The 12153-nt window shown below is 40.0% G+C and carries 10 protein-coding genes; 3 read left to right on the top strand and 7 right to left on the bottom strand.

All coding sequences use genetic code 11. From position 1 onward, the window contains the following. Positions 1-45: 45 nt before the first annotated feature. Positions 46-840 (bottom strand): diadenylate cyclase CdaA, encoded by a 795-nt coding sequence (cdaA, locus tag IQ31_RS17965; RefSeq protein ID WP_046672648.1) that lies wholly within the window; start codon positions 838-840, stop codon positions 46-48. A gap of 60 nt (positions 841-900) precedes the next feature. Between cdaA and IQ31_RS17960 the strand changes: the two genes are divergently transcribed. Beyond that, positions 901-1617 (top strand): pyridoxine 5'-phosphate synthase, encoded by a 717-nt coding sequence (locus IQ31_RS17960; protein ID WP_075994476.1) that lies wholly within the window; start codon positions 901-903, stop codon positions 1615-1617. Between the two features lie 152 nt (positions 1618-1769). On the opposite strand, the gene lepB is transcribed toward IQ31_RS17960, so the two are convergent. From lepB to IQ31_RS17935, 5 genes are all read right to left on the bottom strand, one after another. After that, entirely contained in the window at positions 1770-3338 is a 1569-nt protein-coding gene (gene lepB, locus IQ31_RS17955) for a signal peptidase I (protein ID WP_088163205.1), read from the bottom strand. A gap of 16 nt (positions 3339-3354) precedes the next feature. Then, positions 3355-4098: a 4-hydroxy-tetrahydrodipicolinate reductase gene (gene dapB / locus IQ31_RS17950; protein WP_075994478.1), complete on the bottom strand. Its 744-nt coding sequence runs from the start codon at positions 4096-4098 to the stop codon at positions 3355-3357. A gap of 186 nt (positions 4099-4284) precedes the next feature. Then, the gene (locus IQ31_RS17945; protein WP_088163206.1) at positions 4285-5007 is read right to left on the bottom strand and encodes a DUF5683 domain-containing protein; all 723 of its coding nucleotides are present in this window, start codon (positions 5005-5007) and stop codon (positions 4285-4287) included. A 1-nt stretch (position 5008) separates the two neighbouring features. Then, complete coding sequence (locus IQ31_RS17940; protein ID WP_075994480.1) at positions 5009-5944, bottom strand: ParB/RepB/Spo0J family partition protein; 936 nt, start codon at positions 5942-5944, stop codon at positions 5009-5011. A 1-nt stretch (position 5945) separates the two neighbouring features. After that, complete coding sequence (locus IQ31_RS17935; RefSeq protein ID WP_070561294.1) at positions 5946-6743, bottom strand: ParA family protein; 798 nt, start codon at positions 6741-6743, stop codon at positions 5946-5948. 227 nt (positions 6744-6970) lie between these two features. Here IQ31_RS17935 and IQ31_RS17930 point away from each other — a divergent pair, with 227 nt between their 5' ends. Next, positions 6971-7492, top strand: a complete 522-nt coding sequence (locus IQ31_RS17930; RefSeq protein WP_112375441.1) for an NADPH-dependent FMN reductase — start codon at positions 6971-6973, stop codon at positions 7490-7492. A gap of 205 nt (positions 7493-7697) precedes the next feature. Here the strand turns inward: IQ31_RS17930 and IQ31_RS17925 are convergent, their stop codons facing one another. Next, positions 7698-10643 carry a M16 family metallopeptidase gene (locus tag IQ31_RS17925; protein WP_145329011.1) on the bottom strand — a complete coding sequence of 982 codons (2946 nt, stop codon included), beginning with the start codon at positions 10641-10643 and terminating at the stop codon, positions 7698-7700. Positions 10644-10903: 260 nt separating this feature from the next. On the opposite strand from IQ31_RS17925, the gene IQ31_RS17920 reads away from it, so the two are divergent. Continuing rightward, positions 10904-12085: an acyloxyacyl hydrolase gene (locus IQ31_RS17920; RefSeq protein WP_145329010.1), complete on the top strand. Its 1182-nt coding sequence runs from the start codon at positions 10904-10906 to the stop codon at positions 12083-12085. Positions 12086-12153 lie beyond the last annotated feature (68 nt).

The following is a 12153-nucleotide window of genomic DNA, read 5'->3' as shown; positions in this document are numbered from 1 at the left end:
GGGGGCATTGCATTTAAAGCCTTTTTTATAAATCGGCTTTTAGTTTTATAGCTCGTCTTTTAGCAATTGCTCAAGTTCTTCTGGTGAAACGTTCATATTGACATTTCCGTCTTTCGCAAAAGAGATCTCACCGGTCTCTTCAGAGACAATAACAGCAATCGCATCCGAGATTTCCGTCACCCCAATAGCAGCGCGATGGCGTAGTCCGAATTGCAGCGGCAAATCCTCACTATCCGACAATGGTAGCACACAAGATGCTGTCATAATCTTAAAATCAACAATAACGACTGCTCCATCATGCAAAGGACTATTTTTATGAAAGATACTTTCAATCAGGCGCTTCGAAATATGGGCATCGATATACTCACCACTACTCTGATAATACTCCTCATCAAAATATTTTGAAAAAACCAATAAAGCACCTGTCCGTGTACGCGACATGCTTCTACAGGCTTCAATAACCGGTTTTAAGTCTTCCGTCAAATCCTTTTGTATAGCTTTCTTATTCCCGATAAATGACCAAAAAACTTTTTTCCGTTTCATGGATATGTTCTTCCCAACGTGCAGTAAGAACCGCCTGATTTCCTGTTGGAACACGACAATCAATGCAATGGACCCTACAGATATAAAACCGCCGAATATCTCGGTCAGTAAACGCATGTGCATCTGCTTAACGACTATATAAACACCATAAAACAGTGCTACACCAATCAGGATATTAACAGCAATGGTCCCTCTAATCAAACTATAGATATAGTAGATAATAATCGCTACCAATATGATATCAATAACGTCCAATAGGCGAAAGCCGCTAAACAGGCTATAGTCGATTCCATCCATATATGCAAGTTAAAAAAAAATAGATATTATTTGTATTTTTACAACATAACATACAGGAAAATGACTAGACTTTCAGTAAATATCAATAAAATCGCAACGCTCAGAAATTCCAGAGGTGGCAATAATCCTAATCTAGTATCTGCAGCATTAGCCTGTGAACGTTTTGGAGCACAGGGTATCACTGTCCACCCGAGACCTGATGAAAGACATATTCGCTATCAGGATGTCTTTGACTTAAAAGCAGCAATCCAGACCGAACTCAATATTGAAGGAAATTGCCAGGAACAGAAATTTATTGACCTTGTATTGGCCAATAAACCAGCACAAGTAACCTTAGTGCCAGATACCGAAGGACAATTGACCTCGAATCATGGCTGGGATACCATTAAGAACAAAGCCTACCTACAAGATATGTGCAAATTGTTCAAAGATGCAGGTATACGTGTTTCTATTTTTGTTGATCCGGTTGAAGAAATGGTAGAGGCTGCGGCAGAAACAGGAACAGATCGCATTGAACTTTACACAGAAGGTTTTGCCACGGAATATGGCTTTGACAAGGAACTCGCTATAAAACCGTATTTCAAAGCTGCATTAAAAGCACGTGAAGTCGGTTTAGGTCTAAATGCGGGCCATGACTTAGATCTCAACAATTTGCAATATTTCAACCAACATATCCCTGAACTCCTGGAAGTAAGTATTGGCCATGCCCTCATCTCTGATGCACTATACCTAGGATTAGAAGAAACAATCAAACGTTATCTGGCTTGTTTGAAGTAATAGCATGTTCGGCGAAGAGCGCTAACTTTATAAATGAGCTTCTTGTGATCTACCGAATTGCACAAAAATGCATAAATAGAAAAGGGCTTTCTTAAACGAAAGCCCTTTTTATTACCCTCAAAATAGCAAAACTATTGCTGAACTTGCAATTATTAATGAATTCCTTTAAAGATACGGTTCCAGCGAATTTTCGAAAGTCCTGTACCAATGTCATCCCAGCTCATCCAAGTAAATAAAGCCTTTCCGACAACATGATCTTCGGGAACAAATCCCCAGCCCCTTGAATCCAGGGAATTATGGCGATTATCACCCATCATCCAAAAGTAATCCATTTTAAACGTATAATGGTCTGCTTTCACATCATTGATATAGATCCCATCCGAACGTTTTTCTAACTTGTTATTCTCGTAAACACGGATAGCTCTTTCATAAATGGGCAGAGTCTGTGCATTTAATGCCACTGTCCATCCTTTCTTCGGGATTAAAATCGGTCCAAAATTGTCAAAATTCCATTTGTATTGTGGATCATACGGATAAGCTCCTTCTCCAACAGGATTCCTTCTGATTTCTTTGACATTCGACCAAGATTTTACAATGGCTAGTTCATCTTTTGTCATGAACAACTGATAAACGCCAGGCTGCTGATCGCCACCGACCGCTTCTATTCTCAACTCCCGTAATCTATCCATATTTAATGGGGTACCATCCGTTAATACAAGATAGTCCAATTGGCTTTCTGGAGGATCAAATCCTGGTTGATCGTTCACAAAGAGTTTAGCATCTTTCATGAAAATCTTATCGCCAGGCAATCCAACACAGCGTTTAATATAGTTCTCCCTCTTATCGATAGGTCTTGCCTGAATTGTAAACTGAGAATTGATAGTCTGCCAACCATAAACTCGAACAAGATCATAATAACTTGAATTTTGGTTTTCAAGCGCGACAGTGTCACCCGCAGGAAAATTGAAAACAACGACATCATTACGTTCAATTTTTTGAAATCCTGGCAAACGTTTATAAGGAAGCTCAATCAATTCAGAATATGCTTTTCCGCCAGTGATGGGCATCGTATGATGCGCAAAAGGAAAGGCAATCGGCGTATTAGGAACACGGGGACCATAATTTAACTTGCTCACAAATAAGAAATCCCCGATCAACAAGGTACGCTCCATAGATCCTGTTGGAATCATATAAGCTTCAATCAGGAAGCCACGAATAAGCGATGCCGCTACGGTTGCAAATACAATGGCATCTGCCCATTCGCGTACCATCGATTTCTTGTACGGATATTTAATTTTATATTCTTTATAAGATTCGAGTGCAATTTCGGCACGCTTCTCTTCAGTCAATTCAAGACCTTCTTGGCTTGCAGCCTTTAAATTCTTAGCATATAAGCCATTCAAAAAACGTACGTTATTGTCCTTTGCCCACATTGGCAGAACAATAAAAGGTACTAAAACTGCAGCAGCATTCTCCCAAAAACGGCGTTTTCCAAAGCAATGGATAAAATCAAGGTAAAGATTATAGAAAACAAAGACATTGACAATCGGTACGAGCAATAAAACTACCCACCATGTAGGTCTTCCTGTCAATTTCGCCTGAATATACTGGCTATAAAAAGGTACGATTGCTTCCCAGCCATTTCTGCCAGCTTTAACAAACAATTGCCACAGTCCATATCCCGATATTGCTGTTAAAACCGCAAATATAATTAAGCCCATAATCTACTTATTAATACTATTTATTAAAATCAAAAATTTCAGTAACCTGATAGAAACCTTTTTTGCCATTCAACCATTCAGCAGCAACTACAGCTCCTAAGGCAAATCCATCGCGGCTATGTGCGGTATGCTTAAACTCTATTTGGTCAACCTCAGAACTATAAAGTACCGTATGTGTTCCCGGAACCTCTTCGATACGATGACTTTCAATTAAAAGCTCCTGTGGTTTTGGAATAATTTCATCCTGATCACCAATAACCGTATTCACCCAGTTGGTTTTCACATCGCTATTATCCAATATCCCCTCAGCAATCGTAATTGCTGTACCACTAGGTGCATCCAGTTTGTGAATGTGATGTATCTCCTCTACCTGGACATCATATTGTTTGTACGGCTGTAAGGCCTTCGCCAACATTCTATTGATATGGAAGAATACATTCACTCCGATGGAAAAGTTAGATCCATACAAAATGGAACCATCAGCCTCCAAACACTTCGCCTTAACTTCCTCCAGTTGATCATACCAACCGGTTGTTCCGACGACAATAGGTACACCTGCCTCAAGGCAAAGATTCATATTATCCAGTGCCGCGAAAGGTACACTAAAGTCTATTGCGACATCAGCCCCTTTGATATCATCAGCAGTCAGGTTAGGACGATTATGTTCATCGACAACTAAAAAAATTTGATGGCCTCTTTTCAGTGCGTATCTTTCGATAATCTGCCCCATTTTGCCATATCCCAAGAGAATGATGTTCATATATTTAGAAAAAAAAGTATAGTTTATTTTTAAAATTAAAAAATTCCAATGAAATACCCATGTTTAAAAACCACAAACATCAATCTGAACGAGCAGTGTATATGCAATATTCACTAAAAGACAAATTAGATAAACCCTGATCAACAATCATTTCCAATCGAAATATCCACCTTAGGAATACGGAAGTTAATTGAATTTCATGGTTAATTTAAGTCCTACAGTAGGTTTAAATGAATAAGTTCCCGACGCGAGACTCGCATCCATTAAAGTAGGTCCAATTAAGAAAGCAGTCTTTTTGGGTTTATCGTCGCCAATGCTCCAGCGATATTTAAGCATCGAGTCAATATAAGCCTCTGCGACATTCAGGCCATAAACACCTAACGTAAGTAGCACCATGAGGTCTCGATTTCGCCGCGCATTATCTTTTGCTCGGATGATAGATTGGTCTGAGATTCCGATGTAATAAGGATCAATAGGCTTACCAAGAGCTTTGTCCTGTAACACCCCCAGTAATTCCTTATAATAACGGTTATTAAAATCAAAAACAAGTACGGTTGTTATTAAGCCACCATAGATTGCAGGCACTTTTATCCACCAAACGCCACCGTTGGTATATTGTCCCCAGCCTGGAAGGACCAAAGAACGTTTCCAAGCCTGTTTATTTTTTGCTTCAATAGCCAAGCGTGTCGAATCCTTGAATACAACCTTCTCTTTCGCCTTAGCCTCCTCCTTCTCCCGTTTTTTACGTTCCTTCCGAGATTCCTTCTTTACGGTATCCTGTACCGATTTTTGCTTTATGCTATCTATTTTGACGGGTGTTATTTGTTTCTTAGGAATTGTATCCACAGTCTGTCCATGTACCACCGACAGTGCAAACACCGCAAATATCAAGCTTATTAACTTGGCCATATTACCAATCTAACAATTCAAGAATGCGACTTAAATCATCTTCCGATTCAAAAGGAATCTCAATTGCTCCTTTTCCTTTTGTACTCTTCAGATTCAATTTGACACGAGAAGAAAATTTCGAAGCCAGATCATCTTCAATCTTCTGCAATTGAAAAGACATCGGAGCTTTATCTTTCCCGGCTTTTTTCTTACCGCCTTTTTGTAACTCACGAACCAACTCCTCCGCCTTACGAACGGATAAACCTTGATCAATAATCAACTTAAAGATATAAAGCTGTTTATCAACCTCAGGAATATTAATCAAGGCACGAGCATGTCCCATGGTCAATGCTCCATCACGTATTGCCGCTTGAATGACAGGTGGGAGTTTTAATAAACGGAGATAATTTGTAACAGTAGAACGGTTTTTACTGACTCGCTCCCCCAATTCTTCCTGTTTTAGATTACATTCCTCAATCATGCGCTGAAAGCTCAAGGCTACTTCAATCGCATTTAGGTTCTCCCGCTGAATATTCTCAATCAGGGCCATTTCCAGCATCTGCTGGTCGTTGGCGGTACGGATATACGCTGGGATTTCGGTAATACCGGCCAAGCGAGAAGCGCGGAGACGTCGCTCCCCGGAGATCAACTGATAATTACCGTCCGAAATTTTACGTACGGTAATCGGCTGAATTAATCCTTGTAAAATAATTGATTCCGATAACTCCTGTAAAGCAACCGGATCAAATTCCGTACGCGGCTGAAAAGGGTTGACAGATATTTCTTCTACACGAACATGGCTGATACTGCCATTCTCTTTTGTTGTTTTTACAGCAGTTGATGTAACTAGAGGAGCCTCTTCCACTTGCTGATTACTTTTAGCAGGAACTTCTACACTATCGTTTAATAGCGCACCTAAACCTCTTCCCAGTCCTGTTTTACGCTGATGTGCTGCCATATTATGCGGTTACTGTTTTATTCATTTCATTAAGATGCCCGTTTTTCTGTAAAATCTCGCGTGCCAAATTCAAATAATTAATTGCCCCTTTGCAGGACGCATCATGCATGATAACAGAAATTCCAAAGCTTGGAGCTTCGCTCAAACGGGTATTTCGCTGAATAATCGTATCAAAAACTAAATCTGTGAAATGTGTTTTTACTTCCTCGACCACCTGATTTGACAATCTTAAACGAACATCATACATGGTCAACAAAATTCCTTCGATCTCCAAACTTGTATTTAAACGGTTTTGAACGATTTTAATTGTGTTCAACAACTTACCAAGTCCTTCTAGGGCAAAGTATTCGCACTGTACCGGAATGATGACTGAGTCTGAAGCAGATAGTGCATTGATTGTAATTAAGCCTAAGGAAGGCGAACAATCGATGATAATAAAATCATAATCCTGTTTCACCTGATCCAAGATCTTTTTCATCTTGTACTCCCTTTCGTGCATATTGATCATCTCAATTTCTGCCCCAACCAAATCAATATGAGCGGGTAAAAGATCCAAATTTGGTGTTTCTGTTGATTGAATCGCCTCACGAGGATCCAAATCATTTACCAAACATTCGTATACACTTGCGCTGATTGTACGAGGGTCAAAGCCAATCCCAGAAGTAGAGTTTGCTTGGGGATCTGCATCGACCAACAATGTTTTATATTCTAAAACCGCCAAACTAGCCGCCAAATTAATTGACGTTGTGGTTTTTCCGACCCCACCCTTTTGATTTGCGATTGCAATTACTTTTCCCATCTTGAATGAAAACCTTTCTTAATTAAAATGTCATTTTATACTACATTTCACGTCTCTGAAGATCAATTTGCCCAAATTTTAATCTGCGATTCAAATTAACAAAACTAATTCAGCATATTTCGTACTTTTGATTGATCGAAAGCACATATCCTCAGGATGCTAAGATACAAAAAATCAAGATATGTATCCACTTTGAAAATGCGCTTTTTATAAGTATCAACAACACAATGATTTTAATAATATCCGGAACAAACCGTCCCAATAGTAAGACGTTAAAAATAGCAAAATGCTACCAGCAATTACTTGATCGTAAGTCAATTGAAAGTAACATCTTTTCGTTGGAAGATCTACCAGCAAACATTTTAGAAACAGATCTTTACGGAAAAAGAAGCACCGCATTTGAACCCATCCAAGAAATGGTCAGTAAAGCTGAGCTATTTATTTTCATCGCTCCCGAATACAATGGAAGTATTCCAGGAGCACTGAAACTGTTCATTGACTGCTGTACATTTCCGATTAGTTTTTATCACAAGAAAGCTGCATTGGTTGGGTTATCCTCAGGTCGCTATGGCAACCTCCGCGGCATAGATCACCTGACGGGCATATGCCACTACTTAAGAATGCACGTGCTTCCCCTTAAGATCTTTCTACCCAATGTTCAGAACGAACTGAATGATGAAGGGCAGTTATTCAAAGAAGATACGCTGCAATTTATCAACGAACAGATTGAGGAGATTATCCGGTTTTAATACGCTAGTTTTAGTAGCCATGATAGCGAATTCACCTTAAAACTAATCCTACTCGCGAACAGTGAAACAAGGATTCCGTAGCGTGAAACAAGAATAAAAAACAAAGGGCATCACAAAACCTGATACGAAAGAAGCCTCCGGCAAACACCGGAGGCTTCTTTCGTATCATACGCTAATCTAATTCTTAAGACAAGCCATCCGGGATCTAATAGCCGAAGATCTCTTTAAGATCCAGCTTTTTAACCTCGCCCAGTTTCGCAAGATCCTCTGGCTTAAGACTTTCTTCCTTCGCTACAATACAATAAACGTACGGCTTTTGACTCATCTCTTTCTTATGGAAAGTGCTTAGGTCACCATAAGTTAATTTTGGCGCTTGCTCATAGACAACTTTACGAATATCAGTTGCATTTCCCAAACGTTGTGCAGCTAGATAACTACCTAATATAGACGCATTCAACACACGTTCACTGGCAATTGATTTTTCCAGACTTACTTTCGCAATATCCAACCCTTTAGCGCTTTCAGGCAACACATCCAGCAGCTCATTCATGCCTTTAATCGCATCGTTAAACTTATCAGCCTGCGTCCCAACATAGGCCCCAACGGTGTAATGGTTTTCTTTTTTATAAGGCTGTCCATAATAGGCATAAGTTGAATAAGCCAATGCTTTCGATTCACGGATAGTCTGGAAGACAATACTTCCCATTCCGCCACCAAAGTAATTATTAAACAATGAAACAGTCGGTGTTAAGGCACTGTTGTATACTCCTGAACTTCTATACCAAAACACTTCAGCCTGCTTCATATCGAAATTAGCAAAAAGGACCTGGTTCTTGTTTGTTGGCAATTCTGCAAACACGACCGCCTTTTTCGCCTGAACATACTCTCCAGCACCTTGTTTCAAAGGTTTCGCTTTCGCTACAAATTCCGAGGCAGTTAACGGGCCAAAATAAAGCATCGTATGTTTCATATTAGCCAAATCGTGCAATGCCTTCACCAAATCCTCCGCTTTTAAAGCATCCAATTCCGCATCTGTAAACACATTATTAAACGGATTTTTAGCGCCATATTTAGCATAAGATTTTAGGCCTTCCATGATCGCGCCCTTGTTTTCTTTCGCATTTGCTCTCGCTTTTTTAAGACGGGCAATATACATTTTGAAAGCCTCCTGATCAGCAACACAATTACGCAACAAATCCTGAATCAAGTTCAATGTAGCCGTAAAGTTGGAATTCAAACCTGAAATCGACACCATGGTTTCCTCATTTCCTGCAGACACCGAAAAATCAGAAGCCAATTGATAGAAATCCTTGCTGAATTGCTCACTGGATTTGTCTTTTGTACCCAAAAACTCAAGATAGCCCGCAGCCAATGAAAGTAACTTATTGCTCCATTTTCCACCATCAAAACGATAAGACAGCGAAAACAGCTCATTATCTGAGTTCTTTACAGCAAGTACAGATAAACCGTTCGCTGTAGCTTTCTGAATATCTTTATTATAATCGACCCATACCGGTTGGATTTTATCCTCTGGCATTGCTTCAACCCGCTTCAAGAACTCAGACTGGTCATCACGATTCACCGTTACAGGAGTAATCTCAGGTTTAACAACTTTAACAACATTATTATCAACGCCCTTACGCTTATAAACAACTACATAATTATTGTCATTCAAGTATTTGTTAGCAAAATCCACTACATCTTGCTTGGTGATTTTATTTAATTCATCCGAATAGCCCACAACAGACGCCCAATCCTGACCCGAAGTAAAGGCATCCATCAATGATTCAGCCCGGTCACCATAACTTTCATTCTGTTTGATTTCATCTTTCTTCGCGTTGTTGACAATGGCTGTAATCAAATCATCCGAGAATTCACCTTTTCTCAATTTCGCCAATTCTTGCAACAGCAGCTGTTGCACCTCTTCCAAGCTCTGTCCCTGACCAGGATTACCCTGCAACAGGAGCAAAGAGTAGTCTTTTAACACATAAGGAAAAGCACCTGCACCTAATAATTTTTGATTCTTCACCAAATCCAGATCAATCAAACCAGCAGAACCATTTGTCAAGATCTGACTCATCAGATTAAGCATACGGGCATCCTTTGTCGCAGCCCCAGGAAAACGGAATCCCATTAACATAAATTCAGCATCCGGACCTTTAACCTCGCGGACAACAGGAGTTAAAATTGGTTTCTCCGCATCAAAAGTATAGGCCGGAACTTCTTTCGCCTGCATAAAAGCAAAAGTCTTATCCACCTTTTTCACCACCTCGGTAGGGTCAAAATCCCCCGACATAATAACCCCCATATTATTAGGGACATAATAGGTATGAAAATATTCACGAATCGCTTTCAAAGACGGATTTTTAAGGTGCTCTACCGTACCAATTGTCGTCTGCTTTCCGTAATTATTATTGGGAAACGCTGCTGAAAACATCGACTCCACAGCCTTACGATTATCTTTATCCAAGCTGATATTTTTCTCTTCATACACAGCTTCCAGCTCAGTATGGAACAGACGCAATACCGGATATCTAAACCGTTCTGCCTGTACAGCAAGGTACTTATCCATTACATTACTAGGAATTTGCTCCTGATAAACAGTCTGCTCAAATGAAGTGAAAGCATTGGTACCTTCCGCTCCCATTGATGCCATCAATTTATCATACTCATTCGCAATAGCATATTTCGCAGCTTCTCCAGATACTTTATCGATTTCCTTATAGATTGCTTTCCGTTCGGTTTCGTCTGTTGTACCATTGTATTTCTCATAGAGCGCATCAATCTGATCTAACAAAGGTTTCTCCTTTGCCCAGTCTTTAGAGCCAAATTTATCCGTTCCTTTGAACAACATATGCTCGAGGTAATGAGCCAAACCGGTGTGATCTTTCGGATCTGTTTTACTCCCCGCCTTTGTTGCAATGTAAGTTTGAATACGTGGTTCTTTTTTGGTCGGACTCAAAATCACAGTTAAGCCATTTTTTAGCTTATAAAACCGTGAATGTGTAGGATCGTTGGTTACATACTTGTAGGTGTACCCCCCCTCAGATGCTTCTTTCCAATCAAATTTGGCGTTTTGAGCAAACAAAGCACACCCTGCTGTTGTTAGTGCAAACGTAACAGCAGTAATTCTAAATAGGTTTTTAATCATATTTCCTTTTTCTTTTCACCTCAAACTTAGATAAATTGCTTTTTATATGCAATATAATTACAGACATAAACAATAATTATTTACCCATTTGACAGCCTGATAGTTAAGCTGCCTAATTTCTCTCACCACTAACCGACATGGTGTGGCTGAAAAATGGCATTTTTTATAACTTGATTTCGCTACTGTTTAAATACTGTTGTTACAATGATATATCATTCTTATTTTTGCAAAAATTTTAAAAAACGCTAACGTTTTATTTCATGAGATCAAGAATACTTGCTTTTGTGGCCCTGACACTGCTCTCCTTTCGTGCCACAGCACAGGTCACACCCCGAATAGAAAATCCGAATGACACTTTACAAAGCCGTACCCCAGCTAAGACGAGACTTATATTCCAACTTGAACATGAAAGCGGGGGCGAACTCAAATTCAATGAGCGCTCCAAAGAAACCCTTGCTGACTCATACTATAGTGGGTTAAATTTTAGAGTCGGTTTTCAGACCCAGTTTCAAGACTCATTAAAGAGTATTTACAATGAAATATACAACTATCCAATATACGGCATAGGCATCTACAGCAGTACTTTTGGTCAGGAGCACCTCGGACGACCTTTAGCCGCCTATGGCTTTGTCGCCATTCCTATTCGGCCAAAAGTAAATTCAAGATGGAATTTCAACTACCGCATTGCGCTCGGTCTTTCCGGGAGATTCAACCCCTACAATGAGGAGGACAATCCGTTCAACCTACTTATTGGCAGCAAAAACAATGTATTTATTGATCTTGGACTTCAGGTCAACTACCGCCTAAATAAAAACTTTCAGGTAGGGGCTGGTGCAGCCTTCCACCACTTCAGCAATGGCGCCCTGGCATTACCGAACACAGGGATAAACCTCGTCCCCTTGAGCCTATCGGTTTCGTATACACCAACAAACAAGCCTTTTGATTATAGAAAAAGTAGTATTCCACAAATGGAGAAAACAGAGGAACTCCATTTCAACTATGCCTTTGGCTTCAAACAGATTGATCGCGAACACGATAGCCAATATTTTAAATCTATGCTAGGTGCATACTACAGCAAGCATTTCGGCTACAAATGGCGGCTTGGCGCTGGGTTTGATGCATTTTATTCAGCCAGTGGAAACGACGAGAAGGTTGCCGGCGACAAAGCCGGAAAATTCTCCGCCTTATTTTCTTACGGCCCCGCATTCTACATTGATCATGTGTTAAATTCACGCCTTTATATCAACGGAAATGTAGGAGTCTATCTTCATCGCAACGAATTCAATGGCGAGAGCATGCCCGTGTATTTAAGAGCAGGAGTACGTTATAAAGTTTACAAAGATTTCTTTGCCGGTGTTTCCATTAAAGCCCATGGCGGTAAAGCTGATTTTATTGAATGGACAACAGGTTACGGAATTAAACTAGGGAAGAAACGGAAATAGTTAGAAAATAAATGCGAAAGATTCCCGAGATAGATTGAATACCGGATCGGGGACTTTCAAATTTACAG

The organism is Sphingobacterium siyangense, assembly GCF_007830445.1.
Classification (GTDB): Bacteria; Bacteroidota; Bacteroidia; order Sphingobacteriales; family Sphingobacteriaceae; genus Sphingobacterium; species Sphingobacterium siyangense.
The sequence above is the reverse complement of the archived record's forward strand: the minus strand, read 5'-3'. Positions and strand labels throughout refer to the sequence as shown.

Coding starts and splice junctions, on each gene's coding strand:
- cdaA (WP_046672648.1), bottom strand. CDS start 840: ATGGATGGAATCGACTATAGCCTGTTTAGCGGCTTTCGCCTATTGGAC.
- IQ31_RS17960 (WP_075994476.1), top strand. CDS start 901: ATGACTAGACTTTCAGTAAATATCAATAAAATCGCAACGCTCAGAAAT.
- lepB (WP_088163205.1), bottom strand. CDS start 3,338: ATGGGCTTAATTATATTTGCGGTTTTAACAGCAATATCGGGATATGGA.
- dapB (WP_075994478.1), bottom strand. CDS start 4,098: ATGAACATCATTCTCTTGGGATATGGCAAAATGGGGCAGATTATCGAA.
- IQ31_RS17945 (WP_088163206.1), bottom strand. CDS start 5,007: ATGGCCAAGTTAATAAGCTTGATATTTGCGGTGTTTGCACTGTCGGTG.
- IQ31_RS17940 (WP_075994480.1), bottom strand. CDS start 5,944: ATGGCAGCACATCAGCGTAAAACAGGACTGGGAAGAGGTTTAGGTGCG.
- IQ31_RS17935 (WP_070561294.1), bottom strand. CDS start 6,743: ATGGGAAAAGTAATTGCAATCGCAAATCAAAAGGGTGGGGTCGGAAAA.
- IQ31_RS17930 (WP_112375441.1), top strand. CDS start 6,971: ATGATTTTAATAATATCCGGAACAAACCGTCCCAATAGTAAGACGTTA.
- IQ31_RS17925 (WP_145329011.1), bottom strand. CDS start 10,643: ATGATTAAAAACCTATTTAGAATTACTGCTGTTACGTTTGCACTAACA.
- IQ31_RS17920 (WP_145329010.1), top strand. CDS start 10,904: ATGAGATCAAGAATACTTGCTTTTGTGGCCCTGACACTGCTCTCCTTT.